Below are 23,205 nucleotides of genomic sequence, written 5' to 3'. Positions count from 1 at the left end.
GCATGTTATGATCGTAGCAATATATTCCCCGGCAGCAAAGCATGCGCCGCAAGCTTCTCTATTTGAGAGCTTGCGGCTTTTTACGTTCTTGACGAGAATGGGAGGAAAAAAGATGGCACCGCATGATGAAGCCTTTAAGAAGCTGCTGCAAACGTTTTTCAAAGAATTTATTCAGTTGTTCTTTCCCGAGTTGGACGAATGGATCGACTATTCCCACACGCGCTTGCTTATGCAGGAGCTCCTCGTCGATATTGTAGGCGCGGAAGCGCGGCAGCTGGACTTGCTGATGGAGACCAAGCTTAAAGGCCAGGACGCCTACATTCTTTTCCACCTGGAACCGCAATCTTATCGGGATCCGAAATTCGTAGAACGAATGTATATTTACTTCAGCAGGCTCTTCGAAAAATATCGCACGGCGCACAAGCTGATCGTTCCGATTGCGATCTTTACCGGAGACGGCATGAAAAACGAACCGGATACGTTGTCGATGGCGCTGCCTTGGCACGAAATCTTCCGATTTCGGATGCTCAAGCTCGAGCTTCGTCAACAGGATTGGCGAAGGTTTATCGACTCCGACAACCCTGTAGCCGCTGCGCTGCTTGCCAAAATGGGCTATAATAAAAAAGATCGGCGCAGCTTAAGGCTAGCCTACTTGTCGATGCTGCTGCGCATGAAGGGAAAGCTGGACAATGCCAGACTGGCACTTGTCCGATCCATAGCGGATTTATATTACGAGCCTGACGCGGCGGAAGAGAAATCTATTATGCAAGAATTCATGGAGATGCATCCCGAGGAGGAGGAGACGATTATGGAACTGATGCCTGCGTGGGAACGGTGGGGTTACGAGCGGGGAATGAAGGAAGGCATCGAGCAGGGCATTGAGCAAGGCATCCAGCAAGGCAAAAGAGCACTTCAGGAAACCGCGATCGGACGCATGCGGTCCAGAGGATTTTCCGACTCGGAGATCGCGGACCTTCTCGGCTTGCTGCCGGAGGACATGGCCCGCGCGAGTTCAGACGCCACATAAATAAAAGCGGCAGACCGGACGGACCGGCTGCCGCTTTTTCATTTCCTCAGGCCTCGAAACCGTCCTGCCCGATCACGCTTTGAATAAACAGATAGCTGTCCTTCGGATACCGCTTGAGCGTCTTGTAGTCGGTGTAAACGATGCCGAAGCGCTTGACATAGCCTTCCGCCCACTCGAAGTTGTCAAGCAGCGACCAGGCGAAGTACCCCTTCAGCGGCACGCCGGATTCAATCAGGCGATGACACTGGATGAAGTGCTTTTTAAAATAGTCGGCGCGCTTCGCGTCGTGAACGCGGCCTTCCGGCGTGAGCTCGTCCTCGTAGCACGCACCGTTTTCCGTAATGTAAATCGGCACGTCGCCGTATTCCTCGTGCACCCACGACAGCACTTTGAACAACCCGTCGGCATACACGTTCCAATCCATGAACGTCTTGTCGAAGCCGACCTGCACTTCCTCGCAGTCGAACAGCCCTTCGCCTTCCTTGTAACGGCCGAAGCCGCCGCTGTAGAAGTTTACGCCGATGAAGTCGATCGGCTGCGCGATCGTCTCCATGTCGCCGGGCTGGATCGGCACCTCGACGCCTTTGCCTTTAAACCAGTCGACCATGAACTGGGGATATTGCCCCTTGAACGTCGGATCCATGAACCACTCGTTGTTGTAGGCGCGATTGCGGTGGGCTGCCGCGATATCTTCCGGCTTGGTCGTGTACGGCTCGAACCAATACAGGTTATGCGTCGTGCCGATCTCGCCCGAAATGCCGAGCGCACGGAAAGCCTTTACGGCTTCGCCGTGCGCGACCATGCAGTTGTGCGCGACGTTGACCGCGAGCTGCAGGTCGGTGTTGCCCGGCGCGTGCGCCCCGATATAGTTGGACAGGAACGACACGCACCAGGTTTCGTTAAACGTGATCCACTGCTTGACCTTGCCGCCGAATGCCTTGAACGCCGTCTGTGCATAACGGACGAACGCGCGGATCGTGTCGCGGTTGTCCCAGCCGCCCTTGTCCTGCAGCGCCTGCGGCAGATCCCAGTGGTACAACGTCACGCAAGGCTCGATGCCGGCGGCCAGCAGGCCGTCGATGACCTTGGCGTAATAATCGAGCCCCTGCTGATTCAGTTCGCCGTCTCCGTCCGGATAAATGCGCGGCCAAGCAATCGAAAAGCGGTACGCCTTGACCCCCAGATTTTTGAGCAGCGCGATATCTTCTTCATATCGGTGATAGCTGTCGCAGGCGACGTCGCCCGTATCGCCATTAACGACCTTGCCCGGCGTGCGGGAGAACGTATCCCAGATCGACATCCCCCGTCCGTCTTCGTTATATGCCCCTTCGATCTGGTAAGAAGCGGTAGCCGTACCCCAGACGAAATCCTTCGGAAATTGAATCGAAGCCAATTTTAACCCCTCCGCACAAAATAATCGTATGGCGCACGCGTCATGTAAAACGTTTTCCATCTCTATTTTATACAAAATGACCGCGCTCGCCCATACGATATCCTGTGCGATATTGGCGCTTACTTATTCGGATTGGCTTCGTCAAGCAGCTTGCGGGCATGCGCCTCCAGCCCGTCGAAAAATGCCTTGACCTCGGGGATGGCGACCTGCTCCCCGTTTTTTCCTTTTTTGTAGACAGCGCCTCCCGTTTTCTCCACAATGGCCAGAAATTCCTGGGCGAGCTTCGCCGTGACCGTGCCCGAATCATTGGCGATGGTCTTTTCCAGCGATGCCTTGACCTGCGAATCGAGCTTGAACGTATCGAAGTCGAAAACGGGCGTGTTGTCCAGTCCCATCAGCAAAAACGGGATGTAACGCGTCGCAAACAAATCCTCGGCCTGCTCGCGCTCGGGCGCATCGGGATGCGCAACCACGTAGGCTTCCGCTTGGGCGGCGCGCGCGGCGACCTCCGCACGCTCGATGACGAGCCCCCCGTCCGAGGCCGACTTCTGATCCGACTCGACGGCCAGCAGCGAGATATAATCCTTCATCGCGGCTGTCACCCGCACGTCCGCGCGTTTCAGCTTGCCATAATCTACGACGGGGAAATCGTAGCCCTCGGTCGTCTCCAGCTTGTATCCGCCGTCTAGGGCGCCCTGAGCGAGCGCGCGAACCTGTTCATCCTTGATCTGACCGATTTGCTCTTCAGTAGGCGGCCAATCGAGCTTTTGCAGCGCCTGCTGGACCTTTTCCGCCTCGAACTTCCCCTGCAGATCCGGTAGCTGCCGATCATAATAGGCGAGCATCTCCCGCATAAGCGCATCTCCTGTCTCCGGCGAAGCCTGCGCCAGCTTGTCGTCAAGCGCTTTGTTCAGCTCCGCGGCCGACAGCTCGGACTGTGCTTGTTCCTTGAACGCCTCAAGCAGCGCGGCTTCGGCATTCGGATCGGATGTCGCGCTTGCCGACGGCGATGGCGATGCGGATGCGCTTGCGGTCGCGTCTAGGCTTGGGCTTGGGCTCGCACTCGTCGAAGACGTCTGAGCCGGTGCAGAGGCAGTAACGTTTGCCGTAGCGTCCGGAGCGGCATCGTTCGATCCGTTAGAGCAGGCCGCAAGGCCGACCGACAACAGCAGCATGAGTCCGATCACAGACTGGCGCACGCCCCCTCTTCGCTTCGCTTGATCCCTCGTATCGCGCATTGGACCTCTTCCTTTCCTCTACGTCTCATGATAGCTATTTACCCATATGGAGGTTGCCCGTCGAACGTAAAGACGGCTCTGGCACAAGAATGGTTCCACGATAAGGAAGTTTTATACATTTGCCTGCGCACTCAAATGCGTTACAATCGAGGAAACCTGTCCCCCTACATAAAAAGGAGAGAACCCTGCCATGTCTTCTTACCGGCTCATCGCGATCGACCTCGACGATACGCTGCTGAACGACAAACTCGAAGTGACCGAAGCGACGAAGGACGCGCTTGCTCAAGCGATATCGCAAGGCGTCCACGTAACCCTGGCTACGGGCCGCATGTTTGCCTCGGCCAAGCAGACGGCCGCTCAAGTCGGCCTGAACGTACCGCTCATCACTTACCAAGGCTCGCTCGTCCGCAACCTGCTCGACGAGCGCACGCTGTACGAACGTTCCGTCGACCTCGAAGCCGTCCGCAAGCTGTATCATTTTACGCGCGCCCGCAAGCTGCACTTGCAGACTTATATCGACGACAAGCTCTATTCCTTTGACGACGGAGACAGACTGGCCGCTTACGCGAAGCAATCGAATATTCCCTACATCGTCGAGCCCGACCTGGACGCGCTGCCGGCCGGACATCACACGAAGCTGATCATCATCGACGAGCCGGCCCTGCTGGACGAGATTGCGCCGGAGCTTCACGCGCTGCTTGGTCCGGACGTTCATATCACGAAGTCCAAGCCGCATTATTTAGAATTCACGCACAGCGAAGGCACCAAAGGACATGCGCTTCGATTTCTGGCCGAGCATTACGGCTTGAAGATGGATCAAACGATCGCGATCGGCGACTCCTGGAACGATCGCGAGATGATCGAGGCCGCCGGTCTCGGCGTCGCGATGGCGAACGCGGTTCCCGCGCTGCGCGAGATCGCGGACTACATCACTGCAAGCAACAACGAGGACGGCGTGAAGCAGGTCGTCGATAAATTTATTTTGAACGTCTAGATTCGCCCGCTTGCCTCTTCCCGCACTCCCCTCCGAATAACCGTTTTTGAACATCAAAAAAGGCTTCCGCATGCTCAATTTGAGCAGCCCGGAAGCCTTTTACGTTTTGCGCCGATCGGTATCCTTCTCTTTTTTCCGCTTCTCGCGCAGAAGCCGGTACATCTCAAGCTGTTCGCGCAAATGTCCCGCTTCTTCCTCCGTTAGCGTCTGTTCGACGCCTTGAATGACGAAACGGTTCGGGTCGGCGGAGGGCTGTTCCTTGTCGATGCCCGTCAGCAGCCAATCGAGCGACACCTCGTAGATGCTTGCAAGCTCCCGCAATATTTCATTATCCGGCTGCGACCGGTTGTTCTCGTATTTAGATATCGTGGTGAAGTCTACGCCTAGCGCGCCCGCGACATCGTTTTGCGTCATATGCTTTTCTTGCCTGGCCAGCTTCAAGCGTTTGCCGAATGTCAACGGTTACACCCCGCACTTTTTGCTCCAGTATAAGAGATTTCAAATCGGCTTCGGCCCTACTTGCATATAAATCAAGTTTTAACTTGAATTTTTTACAATTTTTATTTAATATAAAATCAATACATGAAGTTACTTCAATGGAGGGAACGTCATTTTTATCCACGATCAGCCTTACCCTATGTATTATTGGATTGTCAGTCTTTCCGTCATACTCATCCTCGTCGGATTCCTCGTGCGCAGCGAACGCCGCAAGCGCCAGTCGGAAAGAGAGGATGAGACCCCGTAAAAATGAAGACCGTCCGGGCAGCGTGCCCGAACGGTTTGTGGACGACTTCGCGATATAAGTTTTCCATGAAAAAAGTAAGAAACCGTCAGGGGGAGATCACCCTGACGGTCCTTTTACATTTGGCGGATACCTGAAACTGGAGTGTACGGAACGCCAGTCAATGGCTCATCCCCCGCCTGCCGTTTCAATGTACTGCGTATCGCCGCCCACGTTGTTCCTTTGCAGCAATGCCTGCAAATATAACAAATATACATCTATTTCTGCCGATATCGACCCATGTATACAGGATAGATGCAAATGCGCAGATATTTTTACGCCATTAGCCGGATTTCCGACTTCCGCTTTGCATTTACCTGCGCATTTGCAGGTATTTCGTCAGATACCGTTGGTCGGCATAAAATACATGTATAAGTGCAGGTTTTGGGGCCCTTAAGTCACAGAAAAGCACCAGCATACCGAATGTGCGCTTACCTGACCACGAATCGACGCCCCATTTATTTGTTGTGATCTTCCAAAGAAAACGAAGGCGCCAAAACGCGCCTTCGTCCTTTTCCGTGCGATCACTTGCCGGCCAGCACCTGGTACCACACGCCGCGCTTGGCGTACAGCTCGCTGCGAACCTGGCTCCATCCCCCGAGATAGCCGATATCGAACAAGCCGGAGGGCGTCACGTACCGGTCCGCATAGCGGCTCGCCACCTCTTCGTTCACCGGCCGGAAGCCGTGCTCTGCGAACACCTTTTGCGCTTCCGTTCCGCGCATATAAGAGACGAGCGCTTCGGCGGCTTCGCGCACGCCGTGCGCGTCCGCATTGACATCGACGACGCCAGCCGGATTCTCGATCAGGATCGTATCTTCCGGCGTCACGATATCGTAGTGCACGCCCTGCGCCACCCGGGCAAGCAGCTCGTTTTCATAGGTGACGATCACATCACCGACGCCGTATTCGAACGCCGCCATCGATGCGCGGCCGCTTTTATCCATCGATTCGACATTCCGGTAGACGGCTTTCAAGAAGGCTTTGGCGGCGTCCGGATCCTTTTTCCCCGAATCGCGCTCCGCCTGCTTCAGCCCGGCGCCATAGATTGCGTTGATGTCCCATTGCGCGCCGCCCGATACCTTCGGGTTGGGGAACAGCACTTTAACGCCGGGTTTGGCGAGATCCGCGAATCCGGAAATTCCAAGCGGATTGCCTTCCCGCGTACCCAATACGACGATCGAGCGCGTGATCATGCCGCTCGTCTCGGTCTTTTTCCAATCCTTGCTCATGAGTCCGGCCTTGACGATCTTGTCCATATCGCCCTCGAGCGACAGCACGGCGACATCCGCCTTGAAGCCCCCGACGATCGATCTGGCCTGGGTGCCCGACGCCTCGTAGGACTCCTGGAACTTGAGCTTCTGTCCCGTCTTGGCTTCCCAATCCCGGCCGAAGGCGGGCAGAATCTCCTGCAGCGCGTCCTTCGCGACCGAATACGCACCGACGACGATCGTCGCGGTCCCCGCATCCTGCGCGGCGCCGCCTTCGTCAGCGGCCGGAGAGCCGTCAGCCGACTGCGCACCGCCGCAGCCGGCTAGCGAGGCCGCGAGCGCGGCGGCCAGCAGCCATCCGCTCAGCCGGCGGCCAGCGCCGCGCCGCCTTGTTATCTTGTTGCTATTCAAGAACGCCAACCTCCCGGCGGTGCCTCCGCAGGCTCCCGCATATGCAACCGAACGAGCGCAGACGAGCGGCAGCCCTCGCGGACTGCCGGCGCCTGAATCAGATGTACACGAACATCGGGTCGGCTTTCAGCTTGTTTTCCATCACCCAACTGTCGCTGTCGTTGAACAAATACGCGCGGTGAACGAGCACCTGCACTTCGTCGCCCGGATGAAGCACTTCTTTCTCGAGCGACCGGTAGGTGACGAGCTTGATCCCGCCTACCTCTACCTCCACGAGCCATTCGCTGCCGCGGAAATGAATATGGCTGACGCGGCCCGCCTCCGTCGCCGAAAGCAGCTGCGTAAACTCTTCCTTGCGTCCGATCTCGATATACTCAGGCCGTATCAGACCTTTGGTGCCCGCAGATGCGGCCGCGCCGGCGAAGCCGCGAAGCTCGCCGATGTTGTCGACGATCCGGGACTCCCCGATAAAGCCGGCGACGAACGGCGTCTTGGGATCCTTGTAAATCTCCCAAGGAGAGCCCTTCTGCTCCAGATTGCCTTTGTTGATGATCATGATCTCGTCCGCGACTTCGATCGCCTCGTCCTGGTCGTGTGTGACGAAAATCGAGGTGATGCCCAGACGGTCGATCATCTCGCGCAGCCAGGAACGCAGCTCGTGCCGGATCTTGGCATCGATCGCCGCGAACGGCTCGTCAAGCAGGAGCAGCTGCGGCTCCGGCGCAAGCGCGCGGGCGAACGCCACGCGCTGACGCTGTCCGCCGGACAGCTGGTGCGGATAGCGGGACTCGAAGCCCTTAAGGCCCGTCAACTCGGTCAGGCTGGCGACGCGTTCCTTGATCTTGGCTTTGTTCCACTTTTTGACCTCGAGGCCGAAGGCGATGTTCTCGCTCACCGTCATATGCTTGAACAGCGCGTAGTTCTGGAAGACGAACCCGATGCCGCGCTCCTGCGGCGGCAGATCGTTGACCCGCTGGCCGTGGAAAACGATGTTGCCCGAGTCGGGCGTCTCGAGCCCGGCGAGCATGCGCAGGATCGACGTCTTGCCGCCGCCGCTCGGACCGAGCAGGCCGATGAGCTGGCCTTTTTCGACGCTGAAGTCGACGTCCTTGACCGCTTGAAAGCTGCCAAACGATTTATTTAATCCCCGTACTTCGACATGCATGCTCAATGCACTTCCTTTCGGGTTTTAGACCATTCCATAACGAGCAGCAGCAGTACCGAAGCCGCAGCCAGCACCAGCGCAACCGAGTTGGCCGCCGTCAGATCGAAGTTCTCGACGTCCTGATAAACGAGCGTCGTCGCCGTCTGCGTCTTGTTGATAATGTTGCCCGAGACGACCAGCACGGCACCGAATTCTCCCAGGCAGCGCGCGACCGTCAAGATCACGCCGTAGACGACGCTCCAGCGGATGAGCGGCCAGGTGACGCGCCAGAACGTCGTCCAGGCGTACGCGCCCATCATGTGCGCGGCCTCCTCCTGCTGGCTGCCGACCTCTTGAAGCACAGGCATGACCTCGCGGATGACGATCGGGAACGTAACGAACAGCGTCGCGAGAATCATACCCGGTAGCGCGTAAACGATATCGACGCCGGCACGGCCAAGCAGCGCGCCAGCTGCGCTGTCGGGACCGAGCAGCAGGACGATCATCAGGCCGCCTATGACGGGCGAGACGGCGAAGGGCAGGTCGACGATGCCGTTCATGACGGCTTTGAGCCGCTTGCCGAGCCAGCCCGCGCGGACCAGATACAGCGACAGCATGACGCCGAACAACGTGTTGACCGCGGTAACGCTCGCCGCGATAATGCCGGTCATCAGAAGCGCATGCAGCGCTTCGGGCCGCGTGATGCCCGCCGAAAAACCGCTCCAGCCGTGATCGAACGCGCCCTGCACGATCCGCAGCAGCGGAACGATCAGGAGAACGGCGAAGATAAGCGTCGTCAAACCGATCCATAACCTTCTGATGGTCAACGGGCTCGCCTCCTTCGGACGAAGCTGACCGTCCATAAAATCAGGAGGGACAAGGTAAGCAGTAAAACCGATACCGCAGCGGCGCCGGCGGGATTGTCGCTCTCGATCTCGCCGAAGATGTAGACGGAGGCGACCAGCGTGCGTCCCGGAATATTGCCCGCGACCAGCACGACCGCGCCGAACTCCGCCAGCGCGCGGGAGAATGCGAGCATTGCGCCGCTCACGATGCCGGGCATCATGCAGGGCAGAATGACCCGCACGAACGTGCGCGTCTTGGACGCGCCCATCGTGTACGCCGCTTCCTCCGCGGAAGCGTCGAGCTCCTCGAGCATCGGCTGAACCGCGCGGATCACGAACGGAAACGTAACGAAGACCATGGCTACGACGATCGCCGGTTCATGGAACAGAATCGTCGTCCCCAGCCTCTCCGCGCCGCTGCCGATCCAGCTGCGGGGTCCGAGCAGCAGCAGGATCATCAGTCCGATGACGGCGGTCGGCAGCGCGAACGGCAGATCGACGAGGCTGTTCAGGAGGCTCCGTCCCGGAAACCGGTAACGAACGAGCACCCAGGCCGACATGGTGCCGACCGCCGCGTTGATGATCGTAGAGATTACTGCGAGCTTGACCGTGAGCAGCACGGACTTCCAGGCCAGCGCCTCCGTAATGTTGTCGGCGAACGCCTGAAGGCCGCCTGACAGCGATTGCACGTAAATGCCTGCGATCGGACAAACGATAAGAATGATAAAATAAAGCATGACGGTGCTGCGGAATCCCCAGCTCCACCATCGGCTCTGCAGCATGTTTGTCACGTATGCGAACCTCCAGGATGGGCTTTGTTGCCACTCCATAATTCCTATTAATTTAGTTGGTATTGCTACTTTAGCAGATCGGCCCTTGATTCGTCAACGACATTTCTGTATTTTGTCAAATAGAAGGAGCGCCCTTCGGGGAAGGCTCGCACAAAGGAGGCTCATACGATGCTGTATAAAGAAAAGCTGCGCACGTCCTCCCGGGACGAGATCGTCGACATTACGAGGCAGACCGCCGCGCTCGTCGCGCGCTCCGGCGTGCAGGAAGGCCTGGCCGTCGTTTATTGCCCGCATACGACCGCAGGCATCGCGATCAACGAGAACGCGGATCCCGACGTCAAACGGGACGTACTGATGCGGCTGGACGAAGTCTATCCCTGGACGCATCCCAAATACCGTCATGCGGAAGGCAACACGGCTTCCCATCTCAAGGCGATCACGACGGGCAATTCGCAGACGATCATCGTCAGCGGCGGCAAGCTGCTGCTGGGCCGCTGGCAGGGCGTGTATTTCTGCGAATTCGACGGGCCGCGGGACCGCGAATATTTCGTCAAAATCGTCGAAGGCTGACATGACGGGTCCGGCGCAGCGCTTGGCGCCGGGCTCTTTTCCGGTCTGCGGATGGCCTGGCTCGCAAGAATTGCTTGACTCATGAGACCTCATCCGTAAAATAACGCGCCTCTCCCCTGGTCACGAGCCCCTGGCCTTGCGTCAGGTCGGTCATCCAGGCTGCGAAGCGATCGGCTTCCCCTTCCTCCGGCAGGCACAGTACCCGCACCCGATCGGTAAACGCAACGTCTCCGACCTTTACGCCTTTTCCGCGCAGCTCGTTCTCCAGTTTGCCGTACCAAGTATAATCGACGTCCACCGCGATCTCCCGATGCAATACCCGAACGATCGGTCCGGCTGCATCGGTCCCGGCCACGGCGCCGTCGGTGTAAGCGCGGACCAGCCCGCCCGCTCCCAGCATGATCCCTCCAAAATAGCGCGTGACCACGACGACCGTATTTTTCAGCCCGCGGTTTTTGAGCACCTCCAAAATCGGCCGCCCCGCGGTCCCGCTCGGTTCCCCGTCGTCCAGCGCCTTCTGCCACTGGTCGCGCTCCCCGATGGTGTAGGCGGAGCAATTGTGCGTGGCGTTCCAATGGCGTTTCTTGATTTCCTCGATAAAAGCGACCGCTTCCTCTTCGGTCTCCGCAGGCTTCGCGTGACCGATGAAGCGCGACTTTTTAATGACGATTTCTTGCTCCCCGTAACCGGCTACGGTGGCGTATCGCGCCAGCATGCTCCAACTTCCTTTCCCATGAGCTAAGCTCCGATGCTTGTCACCCAGTTTAACATGGGGCACGTATAAGGAAAAACCGCCCCCGGACGAAGGTCCGAAGGCGGTTGTCGGCATCCGTGCGAGATGCGCGGTTCATGCGTTACAGGCGGGCTTCCAGCTCTTTTTTCTTCTCCTCGAAGCCGGGCTTGCCCAGCAGCGCGAACATGTTGACCTTGTAGGCCTCGACGCCCGGCTGATCGAACGGGTTGACGCCCAGCAGGTACCCGCTGACGCCGCAGGCGATCTCGAAGAAGTAGACGAGCTGGCCGAAGCTGTGCGGCGTGAGATCCGGCAGCTGAACGACCAGGTTCGGCACGTTGCCGTCCGTGTGCGCAAGGATCGTGCCCTCGAACGCCTTTTTGTTTACGAAGTCCAGCGTCTTGCCGGTCAGGAAATTCAGGCCGTCGAGATTGTCCGCGTCGCTCCGGATCTCGATCTGCTCCGATACCTCGCCCACCTGGAGCACGGTCTCGAAAATGATGCGGTTGCCCTCTTGAATGAATTGCCCCATCGAGTGAAGGTCCGTGGAAAAATCGACGGAAGCCGGATAAATGCCTTTATAATCCTTGCCTTCGCTCTCGCCGTACAGCTGCTTCCACCATTCGGACACGAAGTGCAGGCTCGGCTCGTAGTTGACGAGAATCTCCACCGTCTTGCCCTTGCGGTACAGCGCGTTGCGAATGGCCGCATACTGGTATGCAGGGTTCTCGGCGAGGTTCGGATTGTTCAGCGCCGTAGCCGCGTCCTGCGCGCCCTTCATGATCGCTTCGATGTCGATGCCCGCGGTCGCGATCGGCAGCAGGCCGACGGCCGTCAGGACCGAATAGCGTCCGCCGACGTCGTCCGGGATGACGAACGATTCGTAGCCTTCGGCGTTCGCCAGCGTCTTGAGCGCGCCCCGCTCCTTGTCCGTCGTCGCGTAGATGCGCTTCTTGGCCGCTTCCTTGCCGTACTTGGTCTCGAGCGCTTCGCGGAAGATGCGGAAGGCGATCGCCGGCTCGGTCGTCGTACCGGACTTGGAGATGACGTTGATCGACCAATCCTTGCCTTCGAGCGCCTGGAGCAGATGCGTCACGTAGGTCGAGCTGATGTTGTTGCCTGCGAAAAAGATCTGCGGCGTCTTGCGCTGATCCTTGGAGAGCGTGTTGTAAAAAGAATGCGACAGCATCTCGATCGCGGCGCGGGCGCCGAGATAAGAACCGCCTATGCCGATGACGACGAGCGCCTCGGAGTCGGATTGAATCTGCTTGGCCGCGGCCTGAATGCGGGCAAACTCTTCCTTGTCGTAGTCGAAGGGGAGATTGATCCAGCCCAGGTAATCCGAGCCCGTGCCCGTGCCGTTATGGAGCTGCTCATGCGCCAGCTTCACCGCAGGAGCCAGATAATCGATCTCGTGCTGCCCGATAAACTGCAGCGCCTTGGAATAGTCGAGCGCAATGCTCTTGGCCATCATTTGTTTCCCCTCTCAGGTTCGATTGTTCGCGTCCGGAAGGCACGTAGTTTTAGAATAACCAAAATTCGCCTTCGGTACAAGCAACCGAACATAGCCGTTAAAGAGGAATCCGCAAATGGGCGGCCGCGAGCTATACGGTTATTCGAACGAGCGATGCGCCGGCCAGGAGCCCTGCAACTTGCGCAGCTGGACGATCTGGCCCAGATGATAGGCGTCGTGCCGGACGATGCTGTTCGCGTAAGACCAAGCCTTCGTCTCCGTAACCGGTTGCTCCAGCGCTTCGTCGTCGCGGCTCGCCAGCTCCGCCCGCACGGCTGCATGTGCCTCCTCCAGCCGGCGAACCGCATCGCTCCAGGACGGGTCGCCGATCGCGGAAGCCTCGAACGTATCGTCGTTAGTCAAGCGTTCCTCGGCTTGCGGCTGCGGCTCGCCGCGAAGCGCGCGAAGCAGCCTAAGCTTGTAAAAAAGCAAATGATGCACATTCTGCCGGATCGAGTTGACGGCGACGCCTTCCGGCTCCCAATCCGCTTGCTCTTCGGTCACGCCGCCGAGCGCGTCCTTGATCGGCGGGAACCAGTCCTCCTTGTCGTAACCATGATCATAGCTGTCGAGAAGCAGCTCGCGTTTGCTCATCGTCATTCTCCTTTGCCGCTGGGCGGTCAGATGGTAACCAGATCCGTAAACCGTAGATGCCGTACTGGTTATCATTTACCCGTATTGCGGGATCGAACAGAGGAAGCAGGGACAGCGAGCAGAAACACGGCCGATGCGGCGGCGCCGAACTCGAGCTCGAACGCGTCGTCTCCGAGCGTGACGTCCGTGGCTTCCTCGCCAAACAGAGACAGCGCGCGGGATACCTCCGCGGACGTCCCGCGTGAAGCGGTCAGCTCCGTCAGCGTATAAGGCCGTCCCGCCGTCAGAACAAAGCGTTGACGCAGCACGGGGTTGTCGGCGACGAACCGGTTGCCGCTCCTGGTAGTTGTCGTTGATGAGCTTCTCGACCTTATCGCTGCCGGCGGACTTCATATCCGAGAGCATCTTGTCGTACGCGGCATACGCGTCGGCTTCGCTCTTGGCGATGATGACTTTGGTGACGGACTGCGTCATCAAATCCTGCACCTTCTGCATCGTAAGCGCCTCCGGCGTGCCGCCCTGCGGACCCGGATTCTCGTAGGCGTCGTTGTCGTATACGGAATCCGCCAGGTTTTTGATCGCCATCTTGTCGATCTCGTTGCGGTCGTAGCGTCCGGCCAGATCGTACGGCGTTCCGTCCGTGCCTTTGCCGTTCTTGATGAACCAGGTCCGCTTGCGGATGCCGGACTGCTTCACGAAGCCGTTCCAGTCGTCCTTGAAGCCTTGCAGCGTCTCGGGACGAGGCACGTGCTTGCCGTCCTTCAGGTCCCAATCCTTGCCATACGGACGGACTTTCGGAAGAATCGCTATTCGGCGTCTCGATCTACAGCCGCCCCGGCATCGGCACGCAGGTCGTGGTACGGCTGCCGTCCGGCGGCGTCACATGACGTCAAGCGCAAGCAGCCTTCTTTTCGCGGCTTAATTGTTCGGCTTGCCGATCTCCATCCCCGTGCTCTCCAGACGGACCTGCACTTGAATGTGATAGTCAATCCGGGCGAAGCGCTGCGGCCAATCGCCGGACCAAGCCGCCCATCGCGCGGGCGCATACCGGCGCAGCCAGTCTGCGGTGCCCAGCAGGTCCGCCTGCTTGTCCTTCAGGTGCTCGATCGTTTCCGAGATCCGTTCCTCTACGTACGCGGCGAGTCTGGCATTAAAACGGTTGACCTCCTGCTCAGTTTCCACTTTGGAGCAGGTCAACTCCCCGATCCCGCCCTTCAGCGACGTCCGGATCTCCAATCTGACCGAATCGCCGCTCGTCACGGGGCGGATGCGCGTCTCGGAAGCGGTCGCGTGGTAAGCATCGATGCCGGAGCCGCTCTTGGGGCAAGGCAGCTCGAGCACGCCGCTCTTGAACCGGTTGTTCAGGATGGATAAATAAACCGAATCGGTCGACGGCAGCGTGCCGATCAGCCGGCCTTCCGGGAAGCGGATGACGGCCAGCCCGGCGATGCCGGCAACTGGCGGCTTGCCCGGCTGCAGCACGGCATACGGCAAAGCTGCCGCCTTCGATTGCATCATCGACCGGATGGTCAGCTCCAGCAGCGTGAAGTCTCTCGTTTTGGCCGTATACTTCGATGCGCTCGCCTCGGTGCTTCTGAGCTGCTGCGCGATCGTCCGCTCGATGAGCGGACGCTGCGCCAGGAACGCGCCGGCTTCTCCTTTGGTGATCAGCATCGAGACCGTCCCTCTTGGCCCCTCGCCCCGGGAAAAGAAGTCGGTGAACCGCCTGATGTTCATCGCGGACGCGGCCCGTTCCCCGATCAGAAGCACCTGCATATGGCTCCACTGCGGACGGCGTCCCAGCTCGATCGCGATGTCCTCGGAAGCGCCGAACAGGGAGCTTGAGATCGTATCCGTGTTCACGTAAGACTGCCCGCCCTTGGTCGCAGTCCCGAGTTCTTCGCCGCCGGACGGCTTGTAGACCTGGGTCGTCATGCGGATCGCGCCGTCGTCCGTCAGATCGATCGCGGCCGCCTGCACAAAGCCCCAATCGGTCAGCTCGTGACCGCTCCAGCAGCCGCCTGTCCAGAGCGGCAGGCTGAGCACGGCCGCGCATCGCAGCAGCCGCTTCATCGCTTGCCCTCCTTGCCGGGAGCGCCGGTATGCAATCTCCGGTTGCGCGGGGAGCGCATGAGCGCCTTGAGCGGCGCGCGGACGACCACGTCCCGAAGATCCCGAAGCTTCAGCGGCGCGAGGGAAGACAAATAGGGCTGGCCCAAGGTCTGCAGGCAGCAGAGGTGCAGCAGGATCAGGATAAAGCCGAGCATGAGCCCGTAACCGCCCATGAAGCTGGCGGCGAGAATAAGCGGGAATCGCAGCAGACGGATCGCGATCGCCATCTCGTAGTGCGGAATCGCGAACGAAGCGATGCCTGTCAGCGCGACGACGATAACCATGATCGGCGAGGCGATCTTGGCCAGGATCGCCGCCTGGCCGATGACCAGCGCCCCGACGATGCTGACTGCGGAGCCGACGGGTCTGGGCAGCCGGATGCCGGCTTCGCGGAGCAGCTCGAACGACGTTTCCATAATCAGCGCCTCGACGATCGCGGGGAACGGGATTCCCTCGCGCGCATCCAAAATGGCAAGCAGCAGAATGTTGGGGATCAGCTCCGGGTGAAAGGTGGACATGGCGACATAAGCGCTTGGCAGCGTGAGCGCGATCGCAAAAGCCAGCAGCCGGAGCAGCCGTATCGTCGATGCGTACACCGTGCGCACGTAATAATCTTCGCTCGTGGTGAAAAAGTCGACGAAAAACGCCGGACATATCAGGATCATCGGCGAATTGTCGGTCAGCACGAGAATTTTCCCGTCCAGCAGCGAAGCGGCAGCCGTATCGGTGCGCTCCGTGTATCGGTGCTGGGGAAAAGGAGACCAGTCAGAGTCCTGAATCGCGTCCTCGACAAACGACGTATCCAACACCTCGTAAGGCTTGATCCTGCCGATCCGCTCGCGAAATTCGGCCAGCATCTCCGCATCGACCGCCTCATCCAAATAGGCGAACGCGATATCCGTGCGCAATACCTTGCCGGCTGTGAGATACTCGATTTTCAGCCTGGAAGTGCCTACCCGCTGGCGCAGCATGCCCAGATTGACGGGCAGCGTCTCCACCGTACCCTCGCGCGGTCCTTGAACCGAAGGCTCGCTGACCGGCTCCGTCACCTGCCGCTTGGTCAAGCCGGCGCTTTTGAAGCCGGCCGCGTGCGTCCAACCTTCGGCGACCAAAAATAAATATCCCTGCCAAACCTTGTCCTCGATCTCTTTCCATTCATCGAACAGCTCGGCCTGATGACGCGCTCCGGCTTCCCTCAGCCGGGATTCGCAATCTGGCGCCGCCGCAGGACCGCCGGAGAGCTCCCTCAGCAGCGGCTCGGCAAGCAATGTCCGGATTCGCCTGCTCTCCTGCTCGTCCATGAGCGAGGCGCAGTAGACGATGAGCGCGACCGCGTGTTCTGACTGTCCATCGCCCAGCGGGATGATGTTCACGTCCTGGCAGCGGTCGAACAAAGCGCAGGCCTTCTCCCGGTTCGCGCGAAGCGCCGTCGCCAGCGCTGTTTCGGATCCCTTCGTCGACATCTCCCCGCGCCTCCTTTCCGTTTCCGTTTCTGCAACGTTTCCGTTTCCGGCTAAGTCCGGTTCCGATCCCCCCGTATGGCGGTCATCCCCGCATGAAGTGCAAGAAATGCGCCGCCCACGGTCAGTACCGCGAACGGCCAAACGACGTAAACCTGCGAAAAAAAGTCCGCAGGGCTGTCGAAAAGCGTTAGGGAAAGGAACAGGCAGAGCAGCGCAAGCGGGTAAACCGCCGCTCGATCGTCCTTGAACGGCAGCCAGCGTGCGACGATCAGATTCGTCATATACAGGTAGACCGTCGCTTTCATGTACGACCCCAGGATTAGCGCGATGCCAACGATCGATTCTGTCCGCTCCATCATATCGCCGATATGGATCTCGCTGGCCAGCTTGAACAGCGAATAAATAAACACGTCCGACGCTGGACCGAAAGCCATCCCCGAGCACAGGACCGCCATGACCAGCATGACGGACGCAAGCGCATAAGCCTTGTACAGCTTGCCCCTCCAAGGCGCCGCGCCTGGCGCGGTGGGCACAAGATGCATCACCAGCGCGTACAGGAAAATCTCGCCGAACGGAAAGCCGGCCGTTAATAAGAAACCATGGAATAAGGGTCTGGCCATCTCGTGCGGCCAGATCGGCAGCAGCATGCCGGGTTGATAGAGCGGAATCGCCAGGATGAGGACGGCCGAGATGAATGCGATCATCACCGTCAGCAGCAGCACGAACATGCGGGCGGTTACTTTTATGCCTGCGCGTACCGTCCAAGCGGCCGCGAACAGACTCGTGGCGTTAAAAATATACGCCGGCGTCTCCTTCATCATCACGCCGCTGAAAAAGTCGCCGATGCCCGACACGATTGCGGATACGGCGAACAGAAGCATCAGCAGTACGGCAAGAAACAACAAGCCCGATATCGGCTTGCCGAAAAGCTCGGCGCTATACTCCAATATGCTGCGCCCCCGGTGAGCGCGGTTCAGATACAGCACGGCGGCGAGCAATAATGCGCCGAAGACGGCGGCGAGCAAGGCCGACATCCAGGCGTATTGCCCCGCATAATGAGCCAAAGGATGCGGAATGAAGACGATCGAGGAACCCAGCGTCGTGGCGATGATTAACACGGACATTTGGCCTGCGGTGATTTGTTCCCGGCGCTTCGTCATCCGTTCCCGCTGCTCGACAGGTACCGGTCGATGGCCGTCGCCGGCGTTTTCAGCAGGCTGCACATCAGTTCCGGGAGACTCGGCCAGCCCGCCTGGCTGATATAGTTCGCGCTCTGGTACAGAACAGGCAGCAAGAGCAGTGCATACGCCGCCAGCTCCTTGCCGCGCATTTTCGTGACCGAGGCGCCTTGCGCGACGGCGAGAACCGCGAATAACGCGACGCTGAATCCGAGCCGTTCCATCATCCTACGGTCACCTCCCCGGTTACCGTTCGTTGGTTTTCTTTCCTAATGTTTGAACGCCGGGTTGTTTTTATTCGCGCGGACGACAAAATAAAAGCCCTCAAGCGAGTGCCGGGAAGCGGCGCTTGCTTGAGGGCTTGGTCACGTAAGAATGATTCGAGGAAGGATTAAACTCGCCGCAGGCGCCAAACGGCGCTTTGGAAGTCGCCGTGCAGTTGAGGCACCGGCAGACCGGCATACATCAGTTGATCGCCGCCGAACCTCTCCCCGGTACCGACGACTTCGTAGTCCGCGTTCGGATCGAGTCCGGCGAGGCGCAGCCAATCGATCGGCTCGTTGGGCTGGGCGAGCACGCGGAAAAATGCGACGAACGCTTCGGACTTGTCGGAGGCAACGACCGTCCATGCCGTGTCGTTGCCTTCGAACGGGCTCTTCAGGCGATACAGGTCGCCGAACTGCACAAGCTCGCGCAGCTCCTTGTATGCGGCGACCTGGGCCTTTACCTCTTCTTTTTCCTCAGTCGAGAACTTGGTCAGATCCAGCTCGTAGCCGAAGTTGCCGGACATGGCGACGTCGCCGCGCATCTTGAGCGAAGCGACCCGATGGACCTGATGGTTCGGAACGGCCGATACATGCGCGCCCATCGAACTGATCGGATACACCAGGCTGGTCCCGTATTGGATCTTGAGCCGGCACACCGCGTCCGAATTGTCGCTCGTCCACGTTTGCGGCATGTAATGAAGCATCCCCGGATCGAATCGGCCGCCGCCGCCGGAGCAACTCTCGAACAGGATGTGCGGGAACCTCGACGTGATCGTCTCTAGCACGCGGTACAGGCCGAGCATGTAACGGTGCGCCGTCTCGCGCTGGCGCTCGGGCGGCAGCAGCGCGGACCCGATCTCCGTCATGTTGCGGTTCATGTCCCATTTGACGTAAGCGATCGGCGCGGACGCCAGAATGCCGCCCACCGTATCGATGATATAATCGCACACGTCCTCGCGCGACAGATCCAGGATCAGCTGGCGGCGTCCTTGCGTCCGCCTGCGCCCCTCGACGTGCAGACACCAGTCCGGGTGCGCGCGGTACAGGTCGCTGTCCGGCGAGATCATCTCGGGCTCGAACCAGAGGCCGAACTGAAGGCCGTGTTCGTTTACCCTTTTCGCGAGATCGTCCAGCCCTTGCGGCAGCTTGTTGAGATCGACCTTCCAGTCGCCCAGGGACGTCGTGTCGTCGTTGCGATAGCCGAACCAGCCGTCGTCGAGCACGAACAGCTCGATGCCGAGCCTGGCGCCCTCCTCCGCGATCGCTACGATCTTGTCCGCATTGAAATCAAAGTAGGTCGCTTCCCAGTTGTTGACGAGCACAGGACGCGTACGGTCGCGGAACTCGCCCCGGGAGAGGCGCCTGCGGTACAGCCTGTGATAAGTGCGGCTCATGCCCCCGAGACCTTCGTTGGAATAGACGAGCACGGCTTCGGGCGCCTGGAACGATTGGCCCGGCTCGAGCAGCCATTCGAAGTCGAACGGGTTGATGCCGATCGATACGCGCGTCGTGTGGAACTGGTCCACCTCGGCGGAAGCGGCGAAGCTGCCGCTGTAAACCAGGCTGAAGCCGTAAGCGTCTCCCTGCTCTTCTCCCGCATTCGGCGATACCAGGGCGACGAACGGGTTGTGCTGGTGGGAGCTGGAGCCGCGGCGGCTCTCGATGCCTTGCAGCCCCTGGACGAGCGCTCTGCGCGAGAGGTTCCGTTCGTTCGCCCAGGCGCCGTTCAGGTGCACAAGCTCGTAAGCATCGTTGTTAAAATCGACGCTGGCGCTCAGCGCGCGGCGAATGCGGACGGAATCGGCGCTCTCGTTGACATAGCGGACCGAACGGGCAATTGCGTCCGAATCGCGGAACGTCGTATAGCTCAGTACCGCGATCAATCGGGAATGCGAATCATGCAGCGTAAGCTCCAGCGTCTCCGCTTCGTCGTCGGACTCCGCATAGGTGGCGGGAAGGCCCTCAAGCTTCGGCTTGCCGGCGAAAATGCGGTGATCGCGATAGACAAGCTCGGCGACCGTCGTGCCGTCGGACAGACCGAACTGATAAGCCGGACTGCGGAAATCGCCCGAGCCGTAGCCCGGATATTCCTGGAGCAGCGAGTCGAGCGAGAGCAACGGCTTGTCCGGATTCGGCGTCGGGCTGAAGCTCGCGCGCTCGCGCAGCGTCAGGCCGCCCGGCCATGAGGCATTTCTAAGCTTGGGTCCCCAATAAACGTGCGCGGGGTACAGGCCTTCGACAATCGTAATGATGTAGCTTGTATTCGGCGTCTGCAGATGAAACGTCTGACGCTCCCGGTCGAATAAAATCGCCATGTCGGCCTCCTCAAGAGAATATCTATCCAGATAGCATACCGGAATCCGATGTGCGGATACATGGAATAAAGACGTTTTAATATGTTTTTATGTGACTCGCGTGCGATGGGTGGAAAAGATTGTTAGGCCGGCGGACGGACAGCGCTTTTCACAGGCTCCCACTTCTCCTATAATGAAAGAATCGGATTGAACCCTGGGAGGGAAATCAATATGCCAACGATCGCATTTATCGGACTGGGCACGATGGGTCTGCCTATGGCTGCGAACCTACTTCGCAAGTCCTACCACGTAATCGTTTACAACCGCACGCCGGGCAAAGCGCAGCAGCTGCTCGAGCTCGGCGCCGAGGAAGCTGCGACGCCGCTGGCGGCGGCTCGCGGCGCAGACATCGTCGTGACGATGATCAGCAACGACGCGGCGGTGGAGGAAGTTTATTATGGAACAGAGGGCGTGTTCGCCGGGCTGAAGCCGAATACGGTGCTGATCGACAGCAGCACCGTGTCCCCGGATCTCGCGCGGCGGCTTGCCCGGGATGCCGCGGACGCATTTTGCGATTTCCTCGATGCCCCGGTGACGGGCAGCAAGCCTGCGGCCATTGACGGCACGCTGCTGTTCATGGCCGGCGGCGACGCGCAGGTCGTGGAGCAGCAGAAGGAGCTGCTGCTGGCCATGGGGCGCGAGGTGCTGTACATGGGACCGAGCGGCAGCGGGGCGGCGGCCAAGCTCGCACACAATACGATTGTAGGCATTAATGCCGCGGGACTCGTCGAAGGCATGGCCATCGCGGCCAAAGCCGGCATCGACGCCTCCTCCTTCCTGCGGGTCGTGCAGGGCGGCGGCGCCGCGAGCAAGCAGGCGGATCTTAAGGGCGCCAAGATCATCGACCACGATTTCAGCGTTCAGTTTTCGCTGGCCCTCATGCTCAAGGACCTTAAGCTGTCCTCCGTGCTGACCGACGGACTCGGCGTGCCGACGCCGATGCTCGAAGCGTCCAAGAGCCTGTTCCAGGCGGGGGCCGCGGCGGGCTTCGGCGAGGAGGATCTTGCCGCGCTGGCCAAGCTGTACGAGCAATGGATCGGCGGACGGATCGGACGGGACAAGCGAGCCGACGAGGAGGTATCTGCCGCCGCCGTGGCCGAGGAAGGCGAGACGGATGCGGATCGCCGCAAAAAGAAGCGCGTCGCGCTTAACATCCCGCTGATGATTTCCATTTATCAATGGGAGCAAGCAGGCTCGTTCGCCGGACAGAGCGTAGACGCCGTGCTGAGCGACGTTTCCGAGGACGGCTTGCAGGTGGCTGCCTCCATCCCGCTCGAGAAGGACATGTTTGTCGTCATTCACTTCCAGCAGGAGACCAGCCTGCCGCCGATGACCGCCCGCATCATCCGTATCGAGCGCAAGGACGGGCTGTTCCACTACGGCTGCCTGCTGTCGGGACTTGCCCTGTACCAACGACTTCAGCTCAAGGAATATATCGAATCGCACGGCTGATGCCTCGCGATCAAACAACCGTCAGGGAAGATCGTTGATCTCCCTGACGGTCGTTTTAGTTTTGGCGGGTATACGAAACTGGTGTCGCGCGGAATGCTTGGGTTTGACTCCTCCGACAGCCGTTCGGATGGGTTGGGCCGATCGACGTTGCATCCGTCACGTTCGGATGGGTGTGGGCCGATCGTCCCCGCGTTGTTGCTTCGCAGTAATGCCTGCAAATATACATCTATTTTCGCTGAAGTTGCCCCTTTCAGACAGAAAAGATGCAGAAATTCATGTATTTTCCTTCATCAGCTAGATTTCCGGCTTGCTCATTAAATTTACCTGCACATTTGCAGGTATTTCATCCAGTGTCGCTGGTCGGTCGAAAATACATGTAAAAAAAGTCAATTTCATAAACATTTTTTACCAGAATAAATCCGAACTTTTAATACAAAATAGAACCTCTGAGATTCGGAAATAAGTCCAAAACCGAACTTTATTCGTCAAGTCTTATGATTAAGTTTGTTTAAACTAGCGACTTTTTGAATTATGAAATTGACTTAAAATGCAGTATTTTCGACCTTCCATACATCCGATAGGCATCTGCACTCCGTAAGTGTGCGTCTATTTGACAACGAATCGCCGCCCATTTAAATCTCAAAAAGCCTTCGGCGCACAAGGCGCCGAAGGCTTTTTTCATACTTGAAGCATATCGGAATTAAGCGTCCAGGTAGGAGCAGACGTAGTCCGCGACTTGCGTAACCTTCAGCTTGAACTTCGCGTTCGCGGGAACCGTGAACTCGCCGGTGCCGGAGATCGAGATCCATTCTTCGCTGCCCGGCAGTTGAACGGTCAGCTCGCCGGCGAGAATTTCCATGACTTCCTTCTGGTCCGTACCGAACTCATATTCGCCTGGCAGCATGATGCCGAGCGTCTTGCGGGTACCGTCCGCGAACTTGACCGTACGGCTCGTTACCTTACCGTCGAAATAAATGTTAGCTTGCTTTACGACGCTGACTTGATCGAATTGGGACATGGAAATAATGGCCTCCTAAAAGTGGGTTTTGTTGATTGCTGTAGATAACGATCGAAAGCGCTCGATAGCGATTGAAAACAGGCAAGCGCTCGGTGCGCAAGCCCTTCACTCTGCCTA

21 protein-coding genes and 1 pseudogene are annotated in these 23,205 nt (G+C 58.9%); 5 read left to right on the top strand and 17 right to left on the bottom strand.

Annotated features, from left to right (window positions below):
* Window positions 1-112: 112 nt before the first annotated feature.
* A complete protein-coding gene (locus ACFSR7_RS01355) occupies window positions 113-1,027 on the top strand; it encodes an Rpn family recombination-promoting nuclease/putative transposase (protein ID WP_378158574.1) in 915 nt (304 codons plus the stop codon).
* 46 nt (window positions 1,028-1,073) lie between these two features.
* Here ACFSR7_RS01355 and ACFSR7_RS01350 read toward each other — a convergent pair whose 3' ends face one another.
* Together ACFSR7_RS01350 and ACFSR7_RS01345 are read right to left on the bottom strand one after the other, a co-directional pair.
* Window positions 1,074-2,420: a GH1 family beta-glucosidase gene (locus tag ACFSR7_RS01350; protein WP_378158573.1), complete on the bottom strand. Its 1,347-nt coding sequence runs from the start codon at window positions 2,418-2,420 to the stop codon at window positions 1,074-1,076.
* A 119-nt stretch (window positions 2,421-2,539) separates the two neighbouring features.
* The gene (locus ACFSR7_RS01345) at window positions 2,540-3,658 is read right to left on the bottom strand and encodes a hypothetical protein (protein WP_378158572.1); all 1,119 of its coding nucleotides are present in this window, start codon (window positions 3,656-3,658) and stop codon (window positions 2,540-2,542) included.
* Between the two features lie 190 nt (window positions 3,659-3,848).
* On the opposite strand from ACFSR7_RS01345, the gene ACFSR7_RS01340 reads away from it, so the two are divergent.
* A complete protein-coding gene (locus ACFSR7_RS01340) occupies window positions 3,849-4,652 on the top strand; it encodes a Cof-type HAD-IIB family hydrolase (RefSeq protein ID WP_378158571.1) in 804 nt (267 codons plus the stop codon).
* Window positions 4,653-4,751: 99 nt separating this feature from the next.
* Here ACFSR7_RS01340 and ACFSR7_RS01335 read toward each other — a convergent pair whose 3' ends face one another.
* The 5 genes from ACFSR7_RS01335 to cysT all read right to left on the bottom strand — a co-directional run bounded on the left by ACFSR7_RS01335 (window position 4,752) and on the right by cysT (window position 9,826).
* Entirely contained in the window at window positions 4,752-5,111 is a 360-nt protein-coding gene (locus ACFSR7_RS01335; RefSeq protein ID WP_378158570.1) for a helix-turn-helix domain-containing protein, read from the bottom strand.
* Window positions 5,112-5,957: 846 nt separating this feature from the next.
* Window positions 5,958-7,055: a sulfate ABC transporter substrate-binding protein gene (locus tag ACFSR7_RS01330; RefSeq protein WP_378158569.1), complete on the bottom strand. Its 1,098-nt coding sequence runs from the start codon at window positions 7,053-7,055 to the stop codon at window positions 5,958-5,960.
* Between the two features lie 97 nt (window positions 7,056-7,152).
* Window positions 7,153-8,220, bottom strand: coding sequence for a sulfate/molybdate ABC transporter ATP-binding protein (locus tag ACFSR7_RS01325; RefSeq protein WP_378158568.1), 1,068 nt, complete (start codon window positions 8,218-8,220; stop codon window positions 7,153-7,155).
* 2 nt (window positions 8,221-8,222) lie between these two features.
* A complete protein-coding gene (locus ACFSR7_RS01320) occupies window positions 8,223-9,020 on the bottom strand; it encodes a sulfate ABC transporter permease subunit (protein ID WP_378159055.1) in 798 nt (265 codons plus the stop codon).
* Window positions 9,021-9,022: 2 nt separating this feature from the next.
* Window positions 9,023-9,826 (bottom strand): sulfate ABC transporter permease subunit CysT, encoded by an 804-nt coding sequence (gene cysT, locus ACFSR7_RS01315; protein ID WP_378159054.1) that lies wholly within the window; start codon window positions 9,824-9,826, stop codon window positions 9,023-9,025.
* A 177-nt stretch (window positions 9,827-10,003) separates the two neighbouring features.
* Here cysT and ACFSR7_RS01310 point away from each other — a divergent pair, with 177 nt between their 5' ends.
* Complete coding sequence (locus ACFSR7_RS01310) at window positions 10,004-10,405, top strand: secondary thiamine-phosphate synthase enzyme YjbQ (protein WP_378158566.1); 402 nt, start codon at window positions 10,004-10,006, stop codon at window positions 10,403-10,405.
* A gap of 79 nt (window positions 10,406-10,484) precedes the next feature.
* Here the strand turns inward: ACFSR7_RS01310 and ACFSR7_RS01305 are convergent, their stop codons facing one another.
* The 9 genes from ACFSR7_RS01305 to ACFSR7_RS01265 all read right to left on the bottom strand — a co-directional run bounded on the left by ACFSR7_RS01305 (window position 10,485) and on the right by ACFSR7_RS01265 (window position 20,579).
* Window positions 10,485-11,120 (bottom strand): YigZ family protein, encoded by a 636-nt coding sequence (locus ACFSR7_RS01305; RefSeq protein ID WP_378158564.1) that lies wholly within the window; start codon window positions 11,118-11,120, stop codon window positions 10,485-10,487.
* A 139-nt stretch (window positions 11,121-11,259) separates the two neighbouring features.
* Window positions 11,260-12,609, bottom strand: coding sequence for a glucose-6-phosphate isomerase (locus ACFSR7_RS01300; RefSeq protein WP_378158563.1), 1,350 nt, complete (start codon window positions 12,607-12,609; stop codon window positions 11,260-11,262).
* Between the two features lie 141 nt (window positions 12,610-12,750).
* A complete protein-coding gene (locus ACFSR7_RS01295) occupies window positions 12,751-13,245 on the bottom strand; it encodes a DinB family protein (protein WP_378158562.1) in 495 nt (164 codons plus the stop codon).
* 75 nt (window positions 13,246-13,320) lie between these two features.
* Complete coding sequence (locus ACFSR7_RS01290; protein WP_378158561.1) at window positions 13,321-13,992, bottom strand: type 2 periplasmic-binding domain-containing protein; 672 nt, start codon at window positions 13,990-13,992, stop codon at window positions 13,321-13,323.
* A gap of 171 nt (window positions 13,993-14,163) precedes the next feature.
* On the bottom strand, window positions 14,164-15,318 hold the full coding sequence (locus ACFSR7_RS01285) for a Ger(x)C family spore germination protein (protein WP_378158559.1): 1,155 nt from the start codon (window positions 15,316-15,318) through the stop codon (window positions 14,164-14,166).
* Window positions 15,315-16,820, bottom strand: coding sequence for a spore germination protein (locus ACFSR7_RS01280; RefSeq protein ID WP_378158558.1), 1,506 nt, complete (start codon window positions 16,818-16,820; stop codon window positions 15,315-15,317). Before ACFSR7_RS01280 ends, ACFSR7_RS01285 begins: the two co-directional genes overlap by 4 nt.
* A gap of 50 nt (window positions 16,821-16,870) precedes the next feature.
* Window positions 16,871-17,980 (bottom strand): GerAB/ArcD/ProY family transporter, encoded by a 1,110-nt coding sequence (locus ACFSR7_RS01275; RefSeq protein ID WP_378158557.1) that lies wholly within the window; start codon window positions 17,978-17,980, stop codon window positions 16,871-16,873.
* Entirely contained in the window at window positions 17,977-18,225 is a 249-nt protein-coding gene (locus ACFSR7_RS01270) for a hypothetical protein (RefSeq protein ID WP_378158555.1), read from the bottom strand. Before ACFSR7_RS01270 ends, ACFSR7_RS01275 begins: the two co-directional genes overlap by 4 nt.
* A gap of 164 nt (window positions 18,226-18,389) precedes the next feature.
* Complete coding sequence (locus ACFSR7_RS01265; protein WP_378158554.1) at window positions 18,390-20,579, bottom strand: alpha-galactosidase; 2,190 nt, start codon at window positions 20,577-20,579, stop codon at window positions 18,390-18,392.
* 210 nt (window positions 20,580-20,789) lie between these two features.
* Here ACFSR7_RS01265 and ACFSR7_RS01260 point away from each other — a divergent pair.
* Both ACFSR7_RS01260 and ACFSR7_RS01255 read left to right on the top strand, forming a co-directional pair.
* Window positions 20,790-21,671, top strand: a pseudogene (locus ACFSR7_RS01260) (NAD(P)-dependent oxidoreductase); the annotation flags it as partial.
* A gap of 39 nt (window positions 21,672-21,710) precedes the next feature.
* The gene (locus ACFSR7_RS01255) at window positions 21,711-22,070 is read left to right on the top strand and encodes a PilZ domain-containing protein (protein WP_378159053.1); all 360 of its coding nucleotides are present in this window, start codon (window positions 21,711-21,713) and stop codon (window positions 22,068-22,070) included.
* A 700-nt stretch (window positions 22,071-22,770) separates the two neighbouring features.
* Here ACFSR7_RS01255 and ppnP read toward each other — a convergent pair.
* Entirely contained in the window at window positions 22,771-23,088 is a 318-nt protein-coding gene (gene ppnP, locus ACFSR7_RS01250; protein WP_090114161.1) for a pyrimidine/purine nucleoside phosphorylase, read from the bottom strand.
* Between the last annotated feature and the right edge of the window lie 117 nt (window positions 23,089-23,205).

The sequence above is a fragment of the Cohnella sp. GCM10020058 genome (assembly GCF_042683485.1).
In the GTDB taxonomy this organism is placed as follows: Bacteria; Bacillota; Bacilli; order Paenibacillales; family Paenibacillaceae; genus Cohnella.
This window is presented reverse-complemented; position numbering and strand designations above follow the sequence as displayed.

Excerpts from the sequence above, each read along its gene's own strand:
- ACFSR7_RS01355 (WP_378158574.1), top strand. The coding sequence starts at position 113 with ATGGCACCGCATGATGAAGCCTTTAAGAAGCTGCTGCAAACGTTTTTC.
- ACFSR7_RS01345 (WP_378158572.1), bottom strand. The coding sequence starts at position 3,658 with ATGCGCGATACGAGGGATCAAGCGAAGCGAAGAGGGGGCGTGCGCCAG.
- ACFSR7_RS01340 (WP_378158571.1), top strand. The coding sequence starts at position 3,849 with ATGTCTTCTTACCGGCTCATCGCGATCGACCTCGACGATACGCTGCTG.
- ACFSR7_RS01325 (WP_378158568.1), bottom strand. The coding sequence starts at position 8,220 with ATGCATGTCGAAGTACGGGGATTAAATAAATCGTTTGGCAGCTTTCAA.
- cysT (WP_378159054.1), bottom strand. The coding sequence starts at position 9,826 with ATGCTGCAGAGCCGATGGTGGAGCTGGGGATTCCGCAGCACCGTCATG.
- ACFSR7_RS01310 (WP_378158566.1), top strand. The coding sequence starts at position 10,004 with ATGCTGTATAAAGAAAAGCTGCGCACGTCCTCCCGGGACGAGATCGTC.
- ACFSR7_RS01305 (WP_378158564.1), bottom strand. The coding sequence starts at position 11,120 with ATGCTGGCGCGATACGCCACCGTAGCCGGTTACGGGGAGCAAGAAATC.
- ACFSR7_RS01300 (WP_378158563.1), bottom strand. The coding sequence starts at position 12,609 with ATGGCCAAGAGCATTGCGCTCGACTATTCCAAGGCGCTGCAGTTTATC.
- ACFSR7_RS01295 (WP_378158562.1), bottom strand. The coding sequence starts at position 13,245 with ATGAGCAAACGCGAGCTGCTTCTCGACAGCTATGATCATGGTTACGAC.
- ACFSR7_RS01285 (WP_378158559.1), bottom strand. The coding sequence starts at position 15,318 with ATGAAGCGGCTGCTGCGATGCGCGGCCGTGCTCAGCCTGCCGCTCTGG.
- ACFSR7_RS01280 (WP_378158558.1), bottom strand. The coding sequence starts at position 16,820 with ATGTCGACGAAGGGATCCGAAACAGCGCTGGCGACGGCGCTTCGCGCG.
- ACFSR7_RS01275 (WP_378158557.1), bottom strand. The coding sequence starts at position 17,980 with ATGACGAAGCGCCGGGAACAAATCACCGCAGGCCAAATGTCCGTGTTA.
- ACFSR7_RS01270 (WP_378158555.1), bottom strand. The coding sequence starts at position 18,225 with ATGATGGAACGGCTCGGATTCAGCGTCGCGTTATTCGCGGTTCTCGCC.
- ACFSR7_RS01265 (WP_378158554.1), bottom strand. The coding sequence starts at position 20,579 with ATGGCGATTTTATTCGACCGGGAGCGTCAGACGTTTCATCTGCAGACG.
- ppnP (WP_090114161.1), bottom strand. The coding sequence starts at position 23,088 with ATGTCCCAATTCGATCAAGTCAGCGTCGTAAAGCAAGCTAACATTTAT.